18 protein-coding genes are annotated in these 20,589 nt (G+C 67.1%); 6 read left to right on the top strand and 12 right to left on the bottom strand.

The window, feature by feature from the left end:
* Positions 1-6: 6 nt before the first annotated feature.
* From VXJ37_RS01755 to VXJ37_RS01735, 5 genes are read right to left on the bottom strand one after another with little or no spacing between them, the layout of a single operon-like run.
* Positions 7-1,416: a sulfate adenylyltransferase subunit 1 gene (locus tag VXJ37_RS01755; protein ID WP_331321357.1), complete on the bottom strand. Its 1,410-nt coding sequence runs from the start codon at positions 1,414-1,416 to the stop codon at positions 7-9.
* Positions 1,416-2,384, bottom strand: a complete 969-nt coding sequence (cysD, locus tag VXJ37_RS01750; protein WP_331321356.1) for a sulfate adenylyltransferase subunit CysD — start codon at positions 2,382-2,384, stop codon at positions 1,416-1,418. The genes VXJ37_RS01755 and cysD overlap by 1 nt, the downstream gene beginning before the upstream one ends.
* Positions 2,381-3,175, bottom strand: coding sequence for a phosphoadenylyl-sulfate reductase (locus VXJ37_RS01745; RefSeq protein ID WP_440589762.1), 795 nt, complete (start codon positions 3,173-3,175; stop codon positions 2,381-2,383). The genes cysD and VXJ37_RS01745 overlap by 4 nt, the downstream gene beginning before the upstream one ends.
* Positions 3,139-4,884 (bottom strand): nitrite/sulfite reductase, encoded by a 1,746-nt coding sequence (locus VXJ37_RS01740; RefSeq protein ID WP_331321355.1) that lies wholly within the window; start codon positions 4,882-4,884, stop codon positions 3,139-3,141. Before VXJ37_RS01740 ends, VXJ37_RS01745 begins: the two co-directional genes overlap by 37 nt.
* Before the next feature lie 54 nt (positions 4,885-4,938).
* Entirely contained in the window at positions 4,939-5,796 is an 858-nt protein-coding gene (locus VXJ37_RS01735; RefSeq protein ID WP_331321354.1) for a sirohydrochlorin chelatase, read from the bottom strand.
* A gap of 61 nt (positions 5,797-5,857) precedes the next feature.
* Between VXJ37_RS01735 and VXJ37_RS01730 the strand changes: the two genes are divergently transcribed.
* Both VXJ37_RS01730 and VXJ37_RS01725 read left to right on the top strand, forming a co-directional pair.
* Positions 5,858-6,511, top strand: a complete 654-nt coding sequence (locus tag VXJ37_RS01730) for a trimeric intracellular cation channel family protein (protein WP_331321353.1) — start codon at positions 5,858-5,860, stop codon at positions 6,509-6,511.
* Between the two features lie 52 nt (positions 6,512-6,563).
* A complete protein-coding gene (locus VXJ37_RS01725; RefSeq protein ID WP_331321352.1) occupies positions 6,564-6,992 on the top strand; it encodes a hypothetical protein in 429 nt (142 codons plus the stop codon).
* A 111-nt stretch (positions 6,993-7,103) separates the two neighbouring features.
* Here the strand turns inward: VXJ37_RS01725 and VXJ37_RS01720 are convergent, their stop codons facing one another.
* From VXJ37_RS01720 to VXJ37_RS01705, 4 genes are all read right to left on the bottom strand, one after another.
* The gene (locus VXJ37_RS01720; RefSeq protein ID WP_331321351.1) at positions 7,104-7,943 is read right to left on the bottom strand and encodes a type IV toxin-antitoxin system AbiEi family antitoxin domain-containing protein; all 840 of its coding nucleotides are present in this window, start codon (positions 7,941-7,943) and stop codon (positions 7,104-7,106) included.
* Between the two features lie 390 nt (positions 7,944-8,333).
* A complete protein-coding gene (locus VXJ37_RS01715) occupies positions 8,334-9,434 on the bottom strand; it encodes a polyprenyl synthetase family protein (protein ID WP_331321350.1) in 1,101 nt (366 codons plus the stop codon).
* Complete coding sequence (locus VXJ37_RS01710; RefSeq protein WP_331321349.1) at positions 9,431-10,816, bottom strand: geranylgeranyl reductase family protein; 1,386 nt, start codon at positions 10,814-10,816, stop codon at positions 9,431-9,433. The genes VXJ37_RS01715 and VXJ37_RS01710 overlap by 4 nt, the downstream gene beginning before the upstream one ends.
* Positions 10,817-10,819: 3 nt before the next feature.
* The gene (locus VXJ37_RS01705; RefSeq protein WP_331321348.1) at positions 10,820-11,596 is read right to left on the bottom strand and encodes a demethylmenaquinone methyltransferase; all 777 of its coding nucleotides are present in this window, start codon (positions 11,594-11,596) and stop codon (positions 10,820-10,822) included.
* Positions 11,597-11,720: 124 nt separating this feature from the next.
* Between VXJ37_RS01705 and VXJ37_RS01700 the strand changes: the two genes are divergently transcribed.
* The 4 genes from VXJ37_RS01700 (at position 11,721) to VXJ37_RS01685 (ending at position 16,029) form a co-directional block, all read left to right on the top strand.
* A complete protein-coding gene (locus VXJ37_RS01700; RefSeq protein ID WP_331321347.1) occupies positions 11,721-13,121 on the top strand; it encodes an isochorismate synthase in 1,401 nt (466 codons plus the stop codon).
* A 189-nt stretch (positions 13,122-13,310) separates the two neighbouring features.
* The gene (locus VXJ37_RS01695) at positions 13,311-14,264 is read left to right on the top strand and encodes an ABC transporter substrate-binding protein (protein WP_331321346.1); all 954 of its coding nucleotides are present in this window, start codon (positions 13,311-13,313) and stop codon (positions 14,262-14,264) included.
* A 35-nt stretch (positions 14,265-14,299) separates the two neighbouring features.
* Positions 14,300-15,256, top strand: coding sequence for an amino acid ABC transporter permease (locus VXJ37_RS01690; RefSeq protein ID WP_331321345.1), 957 nt, complete (start codon positions 14,300-14,302; stop codon positions 15,254-15,256).
* Entirely contained in the window at positions 15,253-16,029 is a 777-nt protein-coding gene (locus tag VXJ37_RS01685; RefSeq protein WP_331321344.1) for an amino acid ABC transporter ATP-binding protein, read from the top strand. Before VXJ37_RS01690 ends, VXJ37_RS01685 begins: the two co-directional genes overlap by 4 nt.
* Before the next feature lie 98 nt (positions 16,030-16,127).
* Here VXJ37_RS01685 and menD read toward each other — a convergent pair whose 3' ends face one another.
* The 3 genes from menD to VXJ37_RS01670 form a co-directional block, all read right to left on the bottom strand.
* Positions 16,128-17,861: a 2-succinyl-5-enolpyruvyl-6-hydroxy-3-cyclohexene-1-carboxylic-acid synthase gene (menD, locus tag VXJ37_RS01680; RefSeq protein WP_331321473.1), complete on the bottom strand. Its 1,734-nt coding sequence runs from the start codon at positions 17,859-17,861 to the stop codon at positions 16,128-16,130.
* A 153-nt stretch (positions 17,862-18,014) separates the two neighbouring features.
* Positions 18,015-20,081, bottom strand: a complete 2,067-nt coding sequence (locus VXJ37_RS01675) for a PhoX family protein (RefSeq protein ID WP_331321343.1) — start codon at positions 20,079-20,081, stop codon at positions 18,015-18,017.
* Positions 20,082-20,170: 89 nt separating this feature from the next.
* Entirely contained in the window at positions 20,171-20,527 is a 357-nt protein-coding gene (locus tag VXJ37_RS01670) for a hypothetical protein (protein WP_331321342.1), read from the bottom strand.
* Positions 20,528-20,589 lie beyond the last annotated feature (62 nt).

Below are 20,589 nucleotides of genomic sequence, written 5' to 3'. Positions count from 1 at the left end.
CGAAGACTAGATGCTGTAGCGCTCGTCCTCGTGGTCGCCCGGGTGGTCCTTGACCAGGCCCGCGGCCAGCGTGTTGCCGTCCAGCGGGTCGATGACCAGGAACGCGCCGGTGCGGCGGTGGTGCAGGTAGTTCTCCAGCGGCAGCGGCGCGGCGAGCCGGAGCTGCGCGTGGCCGATGTCGTTGAGCTCCAGGCTGGAGGCGGCCTCCAGCTTGAAGGTGGCCAGATCCAGCTTCCCGGACACGCTGCGGACCATCGCCTGGACGGTGCGGGTGCCGTGCTTGACCAGGACCTTCTGGCCTTCGCGCAGCGGCTTGGGCGAGAGCCAGCACAGGGCGGCGTACAAATCGGCGGAGGCTTCGCGGACGGTGCCGGCGGCGGCGATGGTGTCACCGCGGGCGACGTCGAACTCGTCTGCGAGGCGGATGGCCACGGACTGCGGGGCGGCGGCTTCCTCCAGCGAGGCACCGGCAAAATCGATGCCCACTACGGTGGTGGTCCGCGGCGCCTGGCCGGGGGTCAGCACGGAGACCTGGTCCCCCACCTTCACGGAGCCTTCAGTGATCTGCCCGGCGTACGCGCGGTAATCGCGGTACGCTTCCACGTCCAGGCCTGCGGCGACGGCGTCGGGAGCCAGGGCGCCCTGCGGCCGGATGACCAGCTGGACGGGGAAGCGGAAGCTTTCCAGGTGGCTTTCGAGTTCGTCGGCAGCGGGCAGGGTCTCGAGGACTTCCAGCAGCGCGGGCCCGGTGTACCAGGGGGTGCGTTCCGAGCGTTCCACCACGTTGTCGCCGTCGAGCGCGGAGACGGGGATCACCAGCAGGTCGCTGATGCCGTCGGAGCCGAGGCCCAGTTCACGGCCCACCTGCTGCACGTCGGCTTCGATGTCGCGGAACACGGACTCGCTGAAGTCCACCAGGTCGATCTTGTTCACGGCCACGATCACGTGCGCCACGCGCAGCAGCTGCAGCACGGACAGGTGGCGGCGGGTCTGCTCAAGGACACCCTTGCGGGCGTCAATGAGTACGACGACGGCATCCGCAGTGGATGCGCCCGTCACCGTGTTCTTGGTGTACTGCACGTGCCCGGGGCAGTCGGCCAGGATGAAGCTGCGCCGGTCGGTGGCGAAGTAGCGGTAGGCCACGTCGATGGTGATGCCCTGTTCGCGTTCGGCGCGCAGGCCGTCGGTCAGCAGGGCCAGGTCGATGCCGCCCTTTTCGCCGCCGAAGCCACGGTCCGCGGAGGTGCGGGCGACGGCGTCGAGCTGGTCAGCCAGGATGGCCTTGGAGTCGTGAAGGAGGCGGCCCACCAAGGTGGACTTGCCGTCGTCGACCGATCCTGCGGTGGCAAAACGGAAGAGGGTGGTGGGCAGGGCTTCGTTGATGGAGCCCGCCGGGCTCTCGGAAATCGTGGTCATTAGAAGTACCCGTCCTTCTTTCGGTCTTCCATGGCGGCCTCGGAGATGCGGTCATCTGCACGGGTGGCGCCACGTTCGGTCAGGGTGGAGGCGGCAACTTCAACCACGACGTCGGACACCGTGAAGGCGTTCGACTCGACCGCGCCGGTGCAGGACATGTCACCCACGGTGCGGTAGCGGACGGTCTTGGTGATGACCTCTTCGCCCTCGCGGGGCTGGGAGACTTCACCAACGGCCCGCCACATGCCGTCGCGGGCGAAGACCTCGCGCTGGTGGGCGTAGTACAGGCCGGGCAGTTCGATGTTTTCGCGCTCGATGTAACGCCAGATGTCCAGCTCGGTCCAGTTGCTGATGGGGAATGCGCGGACGTGCTGGCCCACGGTGTGGCGCCCGTTGTAGAGGTTCCACAGCTCGGGCCGCTGGTTGCGCGGGTCCCACTGGCCGAATTCGTCGCGGAGGCTCAGGATGCGCTCCTTGGCGCGGGCCTTGTCCTCATCGCGGCGGCCTCCGCCGAACACGGCGTCGAACTTGTTCTGCTGGATGGCGTCCAGCAGCGGGACGGTCTGCAGCGGGTTGCGGGTGCCGTCGGCGCGCTCTGCCAGCTCGCCGCGGTCGATGAACTCCTGCACGGAACCCACCACGAGCTTCAGGCCCAGGCGCTCAACGGTGCGGTCGCGGAACTCGATGACCTCGGGAAAGTTGTGGCCGGTATCCACGTGCAGCACGGGGAACGGAACCTTCCCGGGCCAGAACGCCTTGGTGGCCAGGTGCAGCATGACCACGGAGTCCTTGCCGCCGGAGAACAGCAGCGCAGGCTTCTCGAACTCGGCAACCACCTCGCGGATGATGTGGATGGCCTCGGACTCAAGGGTGTCCAGGGAGGAAAGGCGGGTTGGGATTTCGACCGGCTCAATCACCGGAACGTTGGCTGAGCGTGTCGAAACCAAAGTGTCATTAGGAGTGCTCATACGTGAAGTCCGCATTCTGTCTTGTCGGATCCTGCCCAGCGGCCGGCGCGGGGATCTTCGCCGGGCGCCACCTTGCGGGTGCAGGGCTGGCAGCCAATGGAGGGGTAACCCTGGGAAAGCAGCGGGTTGACGGGCAAAAGGTTGTCGTCCGAGTACTGGACCAGCTGGTCGAACGTCCACGCAGCCATCGGGTTGACCTTGACCAGGCCGTTCTTCTCGTCCCAGCTGACCAGCGGAGTGTTGGTGCGGGTGGGCGCCTCGTCGCGGCGGACGCCGGTGAACCAGAGTTCGTAGCCGGCCAGGGTGCGCTGCAGCGGTGCCACCTTGCGGAGGGCGCAGCACTGGGCGGCATCGCGGGCGAAAAGGTCCTTGCCCAGGAGCCGGTCCTGCTGCTCCACGGTGGTTTCGGGCAGCACGTCCACCACGTTGACGCGGAGGTTTGCTGCCACCTCGTCGCGGGTGGCGTAGGTTTCGGGGAAGTGGTAACCGGTCTCCAGGAACAGGACGTCGACGCCGGGCATCTGGTCAGCCACCAGGGCCGGCAGGACGGCGTCGGCCATGGAACACGCGACGGCGACGGCGGACAGGTCGAAGTTGCGCGCCGCCCAGGCGATCACGTCGCGGGCGGGAGCGTCCCAGCCGAGCTCGGCGGCGCCGGATTCAGCCAGGGCCTTTAGCTCTTCCTTGGAACGGAGGGTTCCGTTGGTCGGGCTTGCGGGGGCTTCGACAGGCTCAACCACCGGGGTTTCGTTGCTCACTGGAGTGCCTCCTCGTCTGCTGCGTGGGCCCATTCGGCGAAGGTCTGGCCGTCGGCGCGGTCGGCCACGAACCGGCGCACCACGCGCTCCACGTAATCGGGCAGGTCGTCGACGTACACCTTCAGGCCGCGGACGGTGCGGCCCAGGCCTGCTTCCTCGCGGTCATTGTTCGCCAGCCCGCCGCCCAGGTGGACCTGGAAGCCCGGGGAGGGATCGCCGTCGGGCGTTGGCAGCATCATGCCCTTCAGGCCGATGTCCGCCGTCTGGATGCGGGCGCAGGAGTTGGGGCAGCCGTTGATGTGCAGGGACAGGGCTGCGGGCAGCTGGCCGGAGTCGGCGAGGTCGGCCAGGCGGCGCTCCAGCTCGGCAACGGCGCTGGCGGCGGTCATCTTGGTTTCGACGATGGCCAGCTTGCAGTACTCGATTCCGGTGCAGGCGATGGTGCCGCGGCGGAACACGGACGGCCGGGCGGACAGGCCCAGGGCGTCCAGCTCGGCGATGAGCGGCTCCACATGCTGCTTGTCGACGTCCAGCACCACGATCTTCTGGTGCGGGGTGGTGCGCAGCCGGTAGGAGCCGCGGGCCTCCAGGGTGTCCGCGAGCTTGACCAGGCCGGAGCCGGACAGGCGGCCGCCCAGCGGGGTGGCGCCGATGAAGAACTTGCCGTCCTTCTGTTCGTGCACGCCCACGTGGTCGCCGGGGGTAGCGGGCTTGGGCGCGGCCGGGCCGTCGGCCAGCTTGTAGCCCAGGTATTCGTCCTCCAGGACCTGGCGGAATTTCTCCGTGCCCCAGTCGGCCAGGAGGAACTTCAGGCGGGCCTTGGTGCGCATGCGGCGGTAGCCGTAGTCCCGGAAGATGCTGGTGACGCCCAGCCAGACGTCGGCGGCCTGGTGGGGTTGGACGAAGGCGCCAAGGCGCTTGCCGAGCATCGGGTTGGTGGACAGTGCGCCGCCCACCCACAGGTCATAGCCTGCGCCGAGTTCCGGGTGGCGGACCCCTACTAGGGCGATGTCGTTGATCTCGTGGACCACATCCTGGCTGGGGTGGCCGGTGATGGCGGTCTTGTACTTGCGCGGCAGGTTGGACACGATCGGGTTGCCGATGAACCGCTCCCCCAGCTCCGCGATGAGAGGGGTGGGGTCGATGATCTCGTCCTTGGCGATGCCGGCCACGGGCGAACCAAGGATCACGCGCGGGACGTCGCCGCAGGCCTCGGTGGTGGACAGGCCAACCGCTTCGAGCCGGCGCCAGATTTCGGGGACGTTTTCCACCTCGATCCAGTGCAGCTGGATGTTCTGGCGGTCGGTGACGTCGGCGGAGTCGCGGGCAAAGTCCACGGAGATCTGGCCGATGACGCGCAGCTGCTCGGTGGTGAGCGCACCGCCGTCGATCCTGACGCGGAGCATGAAGTACTTGTCTTCAAGCTCGTGCGGTTCCAGCGTGGCGGTCTTGCCGCCGTCGATCCCCTGCTTGCGCTGGGTGTACAGGCCCCACCAGCGGAACCGGCCGTGCAGGTCCTGGCTGGGGATGGCGTCGAAGCCTTCCTTGGCGTAAATGGACTCGATACGCTCGCGGACGTTCAGGCCGTCGTCTTCCTGCTTCCAGGTTTCGTTGGCGTTCAGCGGCGTCTTTCCGTCCACTTTCCACTGCCCGTGCGGCTTTGCGGCGGGGCGGGACGGGCGGGCGGGGCGCTTGGGAGCAGCGGAGTCCGCGGACGCTCCGGCTAGAGCTGTATCAGTCATGCATCGACTGTAGGGCGGCGCCGAATACCGTCACAAAGGCCCGGAAACGCTAAGTCACCTAGGGAAATATTTCGTCACGAAACGCCGGACGGCCTTGAAGAACCCACCCTGCTGTGCATCGGCAGGGGCTTGGTTTTGGGGCGCGGAAGGCACATCCGGAGCCGGGGCCACGGGAGCCTGGTTCATGGTGGCGACGGCGGCGTCGTACCTGTCCAGCGCAATCTCCGCGAGTGCGGGGGACGGCAGCAAGGGTTCGGTCACGACGTCGGCACCCGCCTTGGCCAGCTGGTCGTGGAAGAAGCCCGGCGCCAGGAGGTACGAGGCAATCACCACACGCCCGCCGACGTCGACCGCTCCGGCGGACTCCCCCGCGCCGGCACCTCCGGCGAGCTCCTCGCGGAGCATGGCGACTGCGTCGGGCACGGACGGCTGGGCGGAGGCACCATAGGCTGCCACTATCCGGTTGGACCGGAGCTGCTGAAGCTGGCCCAGCAGCTGCTCGACGCTGATGGCAGCGTTGGGGTTGGACGAACCCGCTGCAGCCAGGACAATCACGTCATTGTCCGTGGTGCCGGCCTCGCTCAGCCGCTGGTCCAGGAGTTTGGCAAGGCGCGGGTCGGGGCCGAGCGGCGCGGCGGCGGCGCTGCCCGGCCGGCTCTTCACCGCACGGGCGATGTCCACCTTCACGTGGTAGCCCACGCTCAGGAGGAGCGGAACAACAACGGCGGCCTCCCCCTCAGGCAGGCCTGCCACCACATCCACCAGGTCCGGCTGCTGGACGTCCACGTAGGCTTCGCGGACATCGAGCCCGGGGCGCAGTTCCGCAATGGCGGCCCGCAGGGCGTTGACCTCGGCAGCTCCTTGTGTGTTGGACGTCCCATGGGCGCAGGCGATCATGATGGGGCTGTTCATAGGGGCTAGCGTAACGTTGGAGCCGCCCTGTCCGCCCTCTTTGAAATACCCGGGACGCCCCATGACATTCGCCTTTGACAACTCCCCGGTGTGGCTGGATCTGCTGGGCGTGTTCTTCTTTGCCGTCTCGGGCTCGCTGCTGGCGGCGCGGAAGCAGATCGACATTGTCGGATCCCTGCTCCTGGCCTCCCTGGTGGGCCTGGGGGGCGGCGTGATCCGCGATGTCATCCTCGTCATCGTTCCGGCGGCCTTCACCAATCCCGCATACCTGGCACCGCCGCTGCTGGCCACGGTCCTGGTGTTCTTCCTCTTCTCCAGCGTCCAGCGGTACACGTCCCTGCTGATCCTGTTCGACGCCGCAGGCCTGGCCCTGTTCTGCATGACCGGCACCCTCAAGGCCCTGGCCACCGGACTCAACCCTGTGGCGTCGGTGCTGCTGGGAGTGACCACGGCCGTGGGCGGCGGGCTGCTGCGCGACATCACGGCCAACGAGGTTCCGGAGCTGTTCAACCCAAAAGACATCTACGCGGTGCCGGCGTTCCTGGGTGCCACCTTGACCGCGGTGCTGTGGGTCCTGGGCGTGTTCAACGTGCTCACCGCAGCCGGTATCGCGGCACTGGTGTTCACGTTCCGGGTCCTGGCATGGCGCCGGTCCTGGCAGGCACCGCTTGCCGTCCGGGGCTGGCACCGGCGGGCGACCGATTCGGGGCTCTGAGAGTTATCCTCCCTGTCATTTTGGGGTGGTCCGGATTGGCTAGGATATGAGCATGACTGACATGTTCCTCGAGAAGTTCAAAGCGCTTGTTCCGAAGTATCTCGAGGATGAATGGCAGGAAGAGGACGGCCTGACCCCCGAGGAACTGGACAAGGCCCTTGCCGACCACCAGTTTGAGATTCCCCTGGTTCTGCGCGAGTTCTACCTGGCCCTGGGCGGCTGCGAGGACCTCATGGAGGCGTACCACTACTTCTGGGACCCCGAGGAACTCGAAGTCGATGACGAAGGCTTCCTCATGTTCCTCGAGGATGAAGAGGAACAGTTCACCTGGGGCTTCCGCATAGGCGACCTCAGCGTCCCGGACCCCATCGTGTACCGCCGCAACAATGCCCGCGGCCAGTGGAAGTCCGAGGAAGGCACTTTCTCCGAGTTCGTGTTCGACATGTTCGAGTGGGCGTTCGAGGACGAAGAGGAAGAGTAGGCCCCGCTGCCTTCCGGCGCCTACCGTCGTGGGGCACATTGACACGGACACGCCGCAAACCGGGCTGTGAGCCGCGGCTGCGCGGTCCAAAGTACCCCACGACGGCGGCACTCACCCGGCGCTGAACGCTCCCCGCCGGCTGTGCTCAAGTACCGCCAGGACCTGGGCCACCATCTGCCCGGGGTGGTGGACGACGTCGGCATAGCCGAACCTGAGGCACAGGCGCCCGCCAACCACTGTGGCGTTATTGCGGGCCCGGTCCTTCTTGACCTGCTTCGGCTCCAGGTGGGTCTGACCGTCAGTTTCCACCACCAGGCAGTCCTCAATCAGGAAGTCCACCTCGCCCACACCGTCGAGTTCCACGTGCCGGCGGACACTCAGCCCGGCATGGCGGAAGTTGTAGTTGGCCAGTACCTCCAGCACAGAGTCGGCCCGGGGGATGACAAAGTCCAGGACGGACCTGGCGCGGGCGTTGCGGTTCCCCGGGAGTTTACTGCGGAGGAAGTCCAGCGTGATGTCTCCCCTCTGCGTGGCGCACTGGACCATGACCAACGCTTCCAAAGTTGGGAGGCAGTGCAGGGCGTGGATCAGGACGTCCGCCAGGCCGGCCACGGGCAGTGAAGGGTGGACCTGGTGGCGGATCCTGCCATGCGTCAGGGTTCCCGGCACAGTCCTCTTGTGGCCAGGGGTGAGGTGCACCAGGGCGGCCTTCTGCAACGTCCACAGTTGATACACCGGGGCGGCTGAGGCGCAGGTCAGGAGCGCGTTGTGCTCCAGCGCCAATCTGACCTCCCCCGTTTGATGCGGCAGCCCATACACACCCCGCCGCACCCGGACAATGCGCCCGTCGGCCAGTGCCCTGTCCAGCCGAGAACGCGGGAATCCCGCCTTACGGAGGCTGGCGGTACGGGCCGTGCCTCCCCTGTAGCGAAGAAAAGCCTCGATATCCATGGCTCCACGGTGGCGCGGGCCTGCTGGGACAGGCACTTCGTGGCTTCGCTATGTGGAGAACACCGCCAAACTGGGGCACTTTGGCACGACTCGCCGGACCGCTGGGACAGTGAGGGCCGCATACTGCGCCAATCTGCCCCACGACCGGGCATGCGCGCCCCGAAAAGCCGATGACACGTCCGGTAAAGAGGGACTTGCACATTGTGACAAAGCTGTCATAAGCTATTCACGGATCCGCTAAACGCCTCCGGCGGGTCTGATGCGAACGGAGAGATAGCCCCGGTTCACAGCAACTTCGGATGCTGGGAACCGGGGCTATCCCGTTAAAGCAGGAAGCCCGGCACCGGGCGGCAAACTCCCACCAGCGGCACCGGGCTCCCTGCCTGAAAATCAGCTGGCGCGGTCCACCACTGCCATCGCGAAGTTGGACAAGGACTCCTTGACCACGCCGTCGGGCAGCGGGGCAAGGGCGTCGATGGCTTCCTTGGCCCACTGCCGTGCCACTACCCAGGATTCGGCAGTGACAGGGTGCTCGCGCAGGCCCGCAACGGCGGCAGCCAGGGCTTCGTCGGAGGAGAGGTCACCGTCGATGAGCGTCAAAAGGTCGACGGCGGACTGGTCGCCATCCTCGGCGGCCTTACGCAGGAGCAGCACCGGCAGGGTGGGCACCCCTTCGCGGAGGTCCGTCCCCGGCGACTTGCCGGACTTGACCTTGACGCCGGTGACATCAATGACGTCGTCCGCCAGCTGGAACGCCACGCCCACCTTCTCGCCGTACTCCACCAGCACGTCTTCATACGCGGCGTCGGCCCCGGAGAAGATGGCTCCGAACTGTCCGGAGGCAGCCACCAGCGAGCCGGTTTTGTCAGCGATGACGGACAGGTAGTGCGCCACCGGATCCTCGCCGGGGCGGGGACCGACGGTCTCGTGCAGCTGGCCCAGGCACAGCCGTTCGAACGTGCGGGCCTGGATGCCGAGCGCCCGGCCGCCCAGTTCTGAGACCAGGATGGAGGCGCGGGCAAAGATCAGGTCACCGGTGAGGACAGCCACCGAGTTGCCCCACACCTCGTGCGCCGTGGGGGCTCCGCGTCGCAGCGGGGCGGAGTCCATGACGTCGTCGTGGTAGAGGGTGGCCAGGTGGGTCAGTTCCACCACGACGGCGGCCTGCACCACGGCGGGCAGCGACGCGTCACCGAGGTGGGCGCAGAGCAGGGTCAGCAGCGGGCGGATGCGCTTGCCCCCGGCTTCCACCAGGTGGCGCGACGTTGCGTCAGCCAGGGGATCCGAGTTGGCGATGGCTTCGCGGAGTTTCTTCTCCACCTTGGCCAGGTTGGTGGTGATGGCCGGGCCCAGCTCGGCATCCCCCGCGATGGCCGCGAAGCCGGCCGGCAGCTGGAGTCCGGTGGCGATCGCCGTGGTGTTGAGGCTGGGTTCGGAGTCCGGCAGGCCGTGCCCGGCGTGCGTCCAGCTGTGGTCTGCGGATTTGGTCACGGGTTAACCCTAACTTTTTGTTGCGGATACCGCTGGTTCGGAGCTGACGGGGTATTGGATGTGGCTGGAACCAGCGCTTCCAGGACCCGGATCACCCGGTCCTCGAAGCCCTTCGCGGCGGGGTCCGTGAGGTTGGCCAGCAGCCGCACCACGAACTTCATCAGCACCGGAATCGGCATGCCGGTCCGCAGTGCGAGTTTCATGACGGCGGGCTTCCCGATCAGCACGGCGAAGGCCCGGCCAAGGGTGAAGTGGGATCCCCACTGGTCCCGCACGTAGTCCGCGTAACGCGCAAGGTGCGCGTCGGCGTCGTACGTTCCGCCCGAAGCAGCCGTGCGCGAGGAGGCGTCGATGATGAATTCCGCGGCGAAGCGCGCCGATTCCATGGCGTAGGAGATGCCCTCGCCGTTGAACGGGGACACCATGCCGCCGGCGTCGCCGAGCAGGAGCAGGCCCGGCGAGTAGTGCGGGGTGCGGTTGAAGCCCATGGGCAGGGCGGCGCCGCGGATCTCGCCCACCTGGTTCTCCGGCGTGAAGCCCCACTCGGCCGGCATGCCGGCGGTCCACTCGCGCAGGACCTGCTTGTAGTCGAGCTTGCCGAATTCCTTGGAGGAGTTCAGGATGCCCAGGCCAACGTTGGAGGTGCCGTCGCCAACGCCGAACACCCAGCCGTAGCCGGGCAGCAGCTTGCCGTCGCGGCCAAGAGAGCCGGCGCGGGTCCCGCGCCGAGCTTGCGAGGCGTGGGGAGCCGGCGAACGCAGCTCGAGCCAGCCTTCCATCCAGTCGTCGTCGGTCCGTGGCGAGGTGAAGTAGGTGCGGATGGCGACGCCGAGCGGGCGGTCGTCACGCTTCTGGATGCCCAGCGAAACGGCGGTGCGGGTGGAGTTGCCGTCGGCAGCGAGGACGACGTCGGCGGGAAACTCGTGCGTCTCCCCCGTCTTGCGTCCGGACTCGTCAAGGAGCGCTGCGCGGACTCCCGTGACGCGGCCGGCGTCGTTCCTGAGGGCCTCGGTGACGCTGTGCCGCTCGAGGATGGTGGCGCCGGCGGCCTGCGCGTGGCGGGCCAGTTCCTCGTCAAAGCCCAGCCGGGTCCGGATGAGCCCGTACTGCGGGAAATCGGACACCTCGGGCCAGGGCAGCTCGATGGTGCGGCCGCCGGCGATCAGGCGCAGGCCCTTGTTCCGCCGCCAGCCGTCGTTCTCAGGGTGCGGCAGGCCCAGCTTCTGGATCTCGCGGACGGCGCGCGGGGTCAACCCGTCGCCGCACACCTTCTCGCGCGGAAACGAGGTTTTCTCCAGGACCGTGACGTCGATGCCGGCCTTGGCCAGGTAGTACGCGGCGGTGGATCCGGCCGGACCCGCGCCAACAATCAGTACCTTCACAGGTCAGCGGACGATGTTACGGCGCAGCTTGGCCACCGGGCCCTTGTGCGCGGCGATGGCGGCAGCGGCGCCGTTGGCCGCGGAATCGGCGGGTTTGAACGCGCGGTGGACGGCCACGATGCCGCCGGTGAGGTTGCGGTACGTGACCTTCTCCCAGCCGCTCTCCTGCAGCCACGCGGCCAGGTGGTCCTGGTCCGGCCACGCGCGGATGGATTCGGCGAGGTAAACGTAGGCGTCCGGGTTGGAGGCTACCTTGGTGGCGATCGCGGGCAGCGCGCGCATCAGATATTCGGTGTACATGGTGCGCCACAGCGGAACCACGGGCTGCGAGAACTCGGCAATGACCACGCGGCCGCCGGGCTTGGTGACGCGCAGCATCTCCTGCAGCGCCTTCCTGGGCTCGTTCACGTTACGCAGGCCAAACGAGATGGTGCTGGCGTCAAAGGTGTTGTCTGCGAAGGGGAGGTTGGTGGCATCCCCCGCGACGAAGTTGATGTCCGGGCGGCGGCGCTTGCCCACCTTGAGCATGCCCAGGGAGAAATCGCAGGCCACCACATCTATGCCGGCATCGGCATACGGCTCGCTGGAGGTGCCGGTTCCGGCTGCGAGGTCCAGGACCCGCTGGCCTTTGGAAACTTCCATGGCGTCCACCACGATCTTCCGCCAGCGGCGGGTCTGTCCCAGGGACAGGACATCGTTGACGACGTCGTATTTCGGTGCGACGTCGTCAAACATCGTGGCTACTTCGTCCGGACGCTTATCCAAGGATGCTCGGTTCACCATGACATTGTCTCAAATCTTCGGCAGCCTGCTGACCAGCCCTGCTTCACGGCGGAGGCACCGTGCGGGCGTGCCGGAGGCACAGGGAAGGCCGCGGTGTACGCGGGAGTAGTGTTGTCTCATCATGACGAGCACGTTCCGCACCCTGACGGTCCCCCTGGATGGCAAAGCATTCCCCGGGGGACTGCCTTCGTTTCTGGTCCGGGACGATGTCCTCTGCTGGACCCGCCGCGAAGCCGGACTGGCGGGTTTCGGAGAGATCGCGCGCTTCACGTCCACGGGGCCGGAACGCTTCCTGGAGGCCGACATCTGGTGGCGGCACCTGGTCCTTGAAGCCGAGGTGGCGGACTCAGTGGAGCTCCCCGGCACGGGTCCCGTGGCTTTCGGCTCCTTCGCTTTCTCAAAGACGTCCGCCCACGAATCACGGCTGATCGTCCCCGAGATCGTGGTGGGCGTGCGGGACAACCAGGCATGGCTCACCCAGTTAACGTTCGACGGCGGCCCGCTCACCGGAGAGACTGCCCACGCCGCGCTGGACCGCTGGCTGGGCAGCAGTTCCGCCGGCGCCTCCGCCACGGAAGGCACGACGACGGCAGCGGGCCCCGCCGGGGACGCTCCCGCTGGTGACGTCCCCGGCCAGGTGGGCGGCGCCGTCGTGCGACCCCTTCCGCTGGCTGCCGGCGCAACCCTGCATACGGGCTCCCTGAGCGAGGAAGCCTGGATGGAGGCCGTTGCCGCGGGTGTTGCCGAGATCCGCACGGGCGCCCTGGAGAAACTGGTGCTGGCGCGCGACGTCGTGGCAACTATTCCTTCCGGCGTCCATGCCGCAGACGTGCTGCGCGAGCTCGCCGCCAGGTACCGGGAATGCTGGACCTATGGCGTGGACGGGCTGGTAGGGGCCACGCCCGAGATGCTCATCCAGGTGGAGGGGCGCACCGCCCAGGCCCGCGTTTTGGCCGGCACCCTGGACCGCCGGGACGCGCATGGCGAGGACGGGCCGCCGATGGACTACGCAACGCGCGTGCTGGCCGGCTCGGAAAAGCAGCGGCACGAACATGAGATCGCCATCCAGTCGCTGACAAAGCAGCTGGCACCGTTCTCGGAGGCGATGAATGCCCACGATGAGCCCTTCATCCTGGAGCTGCCCAACGTGTGGCACCTGGCGTCGGACGTCAAGGCCGAACTCACCGAGGTGGAAGGCCACGTGCCCACCTGCCTGGCCCTGATCAACGCCCTGCACCCCACCGCGGCGGTCTGCGGTACCCCGACCCTGGTGGCGGGCGAGCTGATCCGCAAGCTGGAGCATCTGGACCGCGGCCCGTATGCAGGGCCGGTGGGCTGGCTGGACGCTGCAGGAAACGGTGAGTGGGGCATCGCGCTGCGCGGCGCCGTGATTGAAGCTGCGGACACCGTACGGCTGTATGCCGGCTGCGGCATCGTGGATGGCTCCCAGCCGGAGGCCGAACTTGCGGAGACCTGGGCCAAGTTCCGGCCGATGCTCGAGTCCCTGGGCATCAGCAGCTGACGTTCCCTTCTTGCCCAATTGGGCAAGAAGTCCGGGATGCCAGACAAGTCTGTCGCGGAAAGGGTTGATTTTCACCCCGCTACAGTTATCCAATAGTGAAACTTAGTTGCGTGTGACGTACCTCTCTTGTTGAGCGTTACACTATAAGCCGCGTTAGTACCTCATAGCCCCTGCAACAAAAGGTAAGAAATGCAGACTCCCCGTACCCTCCTGGGCACCACCAAGCTGACTGCCGCCACTATGATCGCCATCAGCGCCCTGGCCCTCTCAGCGTGCACCAACGCCTCGGAAACGGGTCCCTCCAGCGCGGCCTCCTCATCGGCCAGCGCCAGCACCAGCTTTGATCCCAGCACGGTCAAGAAGGACGATGCCCTGGCCGCCATGGTCCCGGACGCCATCAAGTCCAAGGGCACCATCACCGTTGGCTCCGACACCAGCTACGCCCCCGCCGAATTCCTCGGTCCGGACGGCCAGACTCCCGTCGGCTACGACGTTGACATCGCCAAGGCCATCGGCGCCACCCTGGGCCTGAAGGTACAGGTCCAGACCGCGGAGTTCACCGGCATCCTCCCGGCACTGGGCCCCAAGTACGATCTGGGCATCTCCTCCTTCACCATCAACCCGGAGCGCCTGGGCGCGGTGAACATGGTCAGCTACTTCAACGCGGGCACCGCGTGGGCCGTGAAGAAGGGCAACCCCAACAAGTTCTCCCTCGACGACGTGTGCGGCAAGTCCATCGGCGTGCAGACCGGCACCGTCCAGGAAGACCCGGACCTGGCCGACCGCAACAAGAAGTGCGTCGCTGACGGCAAGAAGCCGATCGACATCGTCACCCTGAAGAACCAGACGGACGTCACCACCCGCCTGGTGAACGGCAGCATCGACGCCATGGCCGCCGACTCCCCCATCATCGGCTACGCACTCACCCAGACCAACGGCCAGCTGGAGAAGCTGGGCGACGTCTACGACTCCGCTCCGCAGGGCATTGCCGTGGCCAAGGCTGACACCGCCTGGGCAGACGTCATCCAGAAGACCGTCACCAAGCTGATGCAGGACGGCTCCTACAAGAAGATCCTGGACGGCTGGGGCAACTCCGAGGGCGCCATCAGCAAGTCCGAGGTCAACCCGGCGGTTAAGTCTTGAGTTTTCGCGTTACCGACGACAAGTCAGGCGTGCACATGGAACACCAACATCGGGATGCACCGGTACTGAACAACCCGGTACCGGTGCGCCACCCCGGCCGGTGGGTCAGCGCCATCATCATCCTTCTGCTGGTTGCAGGATTCCTGCAAAGCCTGTTCACCAACCCCAACTTCCGCTGGGACGTTGTGGGGACCTACATTCTGGACGTAAAAGTCGTCCAGGGTGTGGGATGGACCCTCCTCCTGACGGTTGCGTCCATGGTGCTGGCCATCGTCCTCGCCATCCTGCTGGCCGTCATGCGGCAGTCGGACAACCCCGTGTTCCGCTGGACCAGCTGGGTGTGGGTGTGGTTCTTCCGGGGCACGCCTGTCTACACACAGCTCGTGTTCTGGGGCCTGGTGACGGTTCTCTACCCCGCCATTACCCTGGGCATCCCGTTTGGACCGGAGCTCTTCAGCTACGCGCTGTCGGATCCCAGCAAGGGGCTGATCCCCGCGATCCTCGGCCTGGGCCTCAACGAATCCGCTTACCTCGCGGAGATTTTCCGGGCCGGCCTCAAGTCCGTGGACAAGGGCCAGCAGGAAGCCGCCGAGGCGCTGGGCATGTCCAAGGGCAAGATCATGTGGCGGATCATCCTGCCGCAGGCCATGCGGATCATCGTTCCCCCCACCGGCAACGAAACCATCGGCATGCTGAAGACCACCTCGCTGGTCCTCGCGGTTCCGTTCACGCTGGACCTGACGTTCGCCACCAACGCACTCGCCAACCGTATCTACCTTCCCATCCCGCTCCTGATCGTTGCGGCGTTCTGGTACCTCCTGGTCACCAGCGTCCTGATGGTGGGCCAGCACTACCTTGAGGCCTACTACGGCAAGGGCGTGGACAACGCCGCCCCCGCAGCGGTGAACCCGGCTGCGGCGAAGGCGGCAGGTGCCGGCGCCGACGCACAACGCTCAATGAAGACGGATTTCCCCGAGGAGAGTGCACGATGACGATCACAGCAGTAAAGCCGCTGGTCAAGATCGAAGGCCTCCACAAGTACTACGGGCACCACCATGTGCTTCGGGGCATCGACATGACCGTCAACCAGGGCGAGGTGTCGGTGGTGATCGGACCTTCGGGTTCCGGCAAGTCCACCATGCTGCGCTGCGTGAACCTCCTGGAAACCATCAGCGCCGGCCGGATCTCAGTGGGCGGTCAGCTGATCGGCTACCGCGAGGTTAACGGCAGGCTCCACGACCTGAAGACCAAGGAGATCGCCGCCCAGCGCCGCGAGATCGGCATGGTCTTCCAGCGCTTCAACCTGTTCCCGCACAAGACCGCGCTGCAGAACGTCATGGAAGCACCCGTGCACGTGAAGGGCCAGTCCAAGTCGGAGGCACAGAAGCGTGCCCTCGAGCTGCTGGACCGGGTGGGGCTCGGCGACCGTGCCGGACACTACCCGTCCCAGCTCTCGGGCGGCCAGCAGCAGCGTGTTGCCATTGCCCGGGCACTGGCCATGGAGCCGGAGCTCATGCTCTTCGACGAGCCCACATCGGCGCTCGATCCGGAGCTGGTAGGCGATGTCCTGAACGTAATGAAGGACCTGGCAAAGTCGGGCATGACCATGATCGTGGTGACCCACGAGATCGGCTTCGCCCGCGAAGTCGGCGATACCCTGACCTTCATGGACGGCGGTGTGGTGGTGGAATCGGGCGATCCGCGCGAGATCATCGCCAACCCGCAGCACGCACGCACCAAGGAGTTCCTGAGCCGCGTGCTCTGACGCCGTTCCACACTCGCGACGTGCAAATGCCCTGTCGCTGCCGGTATTCCGGCAGCGGCAGGGCATTTCCGCGTCATGGGGAGTTTTGCGCCTCGCCGCTACTGGCCGGAAAGCACGGCCCCCACGGCGGCGGAAACGGCATCCTTGATCCTGGCGTGCAGCTGCCGCAGCGACTGGCGGTCCGTGCGGACCTCCACAATGCTGCGCCCCCGGACGGGGAGGGCCAGCGCTTCGGCGAGGCCCGCCGTCGTACTTACCAGCGAATGTCCGACGCCGTACGCTGCAGCGAGTGCCGCGATGTCCACGGAGTGCGGGGTGCCAAAGAGGCGTTCGACGGCGTCCCCGTAGCGTCCGCCTTCCTCCACTCCCCCGTGTTCGAGCAGCCCGAAGATGGCGCCGCCGGCATCGTTGAGGACCACGATGCGCAGGTCCGGCTGCTCCTCCCCCGCGCCGAGGAGGAGGCCGCCCGCGTCATGCAGGAAGGTGACGTCGCCCATCAGGACGGTGGTCTCCTGCCGGCCGCCCAGCGCAATGCCGGTGGCGGTGGAAATGGTGCCGTCGATCCCGGCCAGGCCCCGGTTGGCGTAGACGGTGGCGGCGGGATCCGGGGCGGGCAGGCCGGCCAGGTCCACGTCGCGGATGCCGTTGGAGGAACCGAGCAGCAGCTGGCCGCGTGCGTGCTTCCACACCAGTGAAGCGACGGACGGCCCCGTGGCGGCGGCTTCGGCGGACAGCACCTGGTCCAGCGCATGCTGCGCCGCAGATCCGGCCAGGAGCCACGTGTCCAGCCACTCCGAGGTCCCGCGTCCGGCAAAATCTGAGAGGTCGGCGAGGTTCTCCAGCGGCAGCTCGGTGCGGCGGCCGGGCTCATACCAGGCGACGGGAACCGGCTGGTACAGCGCTGCCTCCACATCGGCGCGGGCCAGGAGGTGGGCTACGGGCCGGGACAGTGTGGGCCGGCCGAACAACACCACGCGTTCGATCGGCTGCTGCGAGCCCGGCCCAAAATGCTCCAGCAGCAGCCGGTACGGGCCTACCGCGTTTGGGCCGAAGCGGGAATTGGAGGACGGTTCGGCCAGCAGCGGGAGGTTATGGGCGCGCGCGAACGCTTCGGCGACCGGGCCGGCATCATGCCCTGCCAGGACTACGGTCCGCCGCTCAGGCAGGGTCTCCGGTGCCGGCGGCAGGTTCATGACCAGCGGCTCGGAGCCAACCCGGTAGTGCTGCCGCTCCACGGCCTCCGGCAGGCCCTCTTCCGGAGCAGGAACCAGGGGGTCGCGGAACGCGAGGTTCAGCTGGACCGGGCCCGGGGGCAGGTCGGGGAACGCGCCTGTGGCCGCGGATAGCCCGGTCTGGATGGCCCGCTCGGGGCTGCTCCCGGCGGGAACATCCGCGGCGAACCTCACCTGCTCACCGAACAGGTCCGGCTGCACCGTGGTCTGGTTGGCACCCGTCCCCCGCAGTTCCTCGGGCCGGTCCGCAGAGAGGACGATCAGCGGAACGGCGGCGTGGTTGGCCTCCATCACCGCCGGCATCAGGTTCCCGACGGCGGTCCCGGACGTGGTGAGGACTGCCGCCGGGGAGCCGGTGGACAGGGCGAGGCCCAGGGCTGTGAAACCCGCGGACCGCTCATCGATCCGGACCAGCAGGTCCACCCGGCCGCCGGTGGACGCCTCGGCCAGGGCGTAGGCCATGGGGGCCGACCGGGAACCGGGAGACACCACCACGTGCCGCACGCCGCCGTCGAGCAGGACTTCGACGGCGATCCGCGCCGCAGCAAGCGCGCTCAACTCAGGCGCGGCGCCGGCAGGTTCGGTGGAGCTTCCGGGCACGGTGTCGGCGGGGGCGTCCGGTACAGGTTCGTTCGGCAAAGTCACCCAACCAGTCTGCCACCCCCGGCGCCCGCCCCCGCCCCTGATGCCCTATCACTTATGGTCCCTAAACCGGGGTTTTGGGGACCATAAGTGATAGAGCAACGAAGGGGACTAGGCGCGGAACACCTGGACCACCGAGGGACGGGGCGCGCGCACCTTGCCCGGAGCCGGCGTCGTACCTGCCGGGACGTAGTCCGGGAAGAAGGAATGCGGCGCCTCGAAGGTGCCTTCCTCGCCGGGATGCTGCACGGAGACGAACACGGTCCGCTCGTCGTCGTGGATGACCGGGCCGCAAGTCTCGGCGTCGCGCGGGACGGAGAGGAACTGCTCCACCTTGCCGCGCTCGGCGCCGTCCAGCGTGACCTTGAAGAGGCCGTCGTTGTAGCCGATGCCGGAGGGGGCGCCGTCCGTGGAGATCCAGAGGTTGCCCACGGAGTCGAAGGCCACGTTGTCCGGGCAGGAGATGGGCGAGACCTTGTCCACCGGGTAGCCGGAGAAGTAGGTGGCGTCGCCCTGCGCCGGATCACCGCAGACCATGAGGAGGGTCCAGTTGAACTTGGTGGAGGCCTGGTCCCCGGTTTCGGTGATCTCAACGATGTGCCCGTCGCGGTTCTGCGTGCGCGGGTTGACCTCGGTGGGGCCTTCCTTGGTGCCGGTGCCGCGGTCCGAGTTGTTGGTGCAGACCACGTAGACCTTGCCGGTGTGCAGGCTGGGCTGGACGTCCTCGCAGCGGTCCATCTTGGTGGGGCCCACCTTGTCAGCGGCCAGGCGGGTGTACACCAGGACCTCTTCGACGGACATGCCGGGAACGGCGGACTTGCCGCCCACCACCAGGGGCAGCCATTCGCCGGAGCCGTCAAACGCGCCGTCGGAGGGCAGCGCGCCGGTTCCGGTGATCTCCGCGGCCGGTGAATTGCCGCTGAACTTGGCGACGTACAGGTCGCCCTCGGACAGCAGGTTCATGTTGTGCCTGCGGTCGCCCTCACGGTACTTCTCCGCCGAGACGAACTTGTAGAGGTAGTCGAACTTCTCGTCGTCGCCCATGTAGGCCACCACGTGTCCGGATTCGGCCACGATCACGTTGGCGCCCTCGTGCTTGAAGCGTCCCATCGCGGAGCGCTTCCTGGGGGTTGAGGTGGGGTCGAACGGATCCACCTCCACGATCCAGCCAAAGCGGTTGGACTCGTTCTCGTAGCCGGGGTTGCGGGTGTCGAAACGGGGGTCGTCCAGTTCCCACTGCCGGGCCGTGGGCTTGGCGGTGAGGCCGTAGCGCTTGTCGCCTGCGGAGGTGCCGCCGGAAACGAAGTAGCCGTTGAAGTTCTCCTCGCCGGAGAGGATGGTGCCCCAGGGGGTGGTGCCGCCGGAGCAGTTGCCGAACGTGCCCTTGATGAAGCGGCCGGAAGGGTCCGCCACGGTCTTGACCAGGGCGGAGCCGGCGACGGGGCCGGTGAGCTCGTAGGTGGTGTCGGAGAGGTAGCGGCGGTTCAGCGGCGCGCCCTTGACGTAGCTCCACGGCTTGGTGGTGTTTTTGCGCTCCAGTTCCACGACGGCAAGGCCGTGGGCGGCGCGGCCGATGGCCCGGGTTTCGGCGGCGTCGTAGCCGGCGGGAACCATGATGTTTTCGTTGGTGTACTCGTGGTTGGTGAACAGCACGGCGCGGCGGCCCTTGCTGCCGGGGATTTCCACGATGTCCGTGTAGTCGTTGTTGTAGCCGAACTGGCGGGCCTGCGCTGCCGCGGTCTGCTTGTTCAGGTCGAAGTCCGGGGAATCGTTGAACAGCGGGTCGCCCCAGCGGATGATGGGCTGCCAGGTGAAGCCTTCCGGCACCGTGAACGCGTCAACGGCCTTGTCCACCGGCTTGATGGCCGTGAACTGCAGCTTGGAATTGCCGAAGCCTTCCTTGGCGGCCTTGGACAGGCCCGCGGCGGAGGCAGGTTCCGCGGAGGACACCGCTGAACCGAGGGCGACGGCGAGGGCACCGGCGGCGCCCAGGCCCAGGGCGGCGCGGCGGGACAGGGTGGCGGAGGCGATGTCGCGGAAGTAGCTGTTGGAGCTGGTGTTGCAGACCTCGCCGGCGCAGGCGTTGTCGCATTTGAGTGCGCATGTGACGGGGCTGCGCTTGCCCTTGGTATGGCCGAGCATGGGCAGCAGGGTGAATTTGCGGGCAGTTTCAGACATGGGGAACCTTTCGAAGGAATGTCTTTTGGGTGCCCGTTCACCCTTCCAGCCCGTTCCTACCGAAAACCGTCCGTTCGGTGAAGTTACGGTTAACCGCCTGTGACCTGCGGGAAGAACGCGCGGGCCGGCAGCAGGAGGCCGATCAGTGAGAGCGCGATGAAGACCACCTGATGGATGTGGTCATTGCCCGGAGGGAGGTTCCCCAGCAGGTGCAGTGCCCAGAAGAGCGGGTAGAACCAGAGCGCATACCAGGCCCACCGTTCGCGCCGCCGGTAGGGCACCAGCACCATCAAAGTACCGAAAAGGCCCAGCCCTGCCGAGGCCAGTCCGTCCGCGCGGTAGAGGGCGGCATCCCCGTCGGGCGGGAACACGGCCACCAGCACACCGAATCCCAGGATGCCCAGGCTGACGGCGGCGAGGCAGAGCCACCCTATCCGCATTGACATCTTCATCCCCCGCACGAGGCCACCCTACCGCCTCATCGATTGCCGGGTAATTGTCGTTTTGG

Source organism: Pseudarthrobacter phenanthrenivorans, from assembly GCF_036455295.1.
Taxonomy (GTDB): domain Bacteria; phylum Actinomycetota; class Actinomycetes; order Actinomycetales; family Micrococcaceae; genus Arthrobacter; species Arthrobacter phenanthrenivorans_C.
This window is presented reverse-complemented; position numbering and strand designations above follow the sequence as displayed.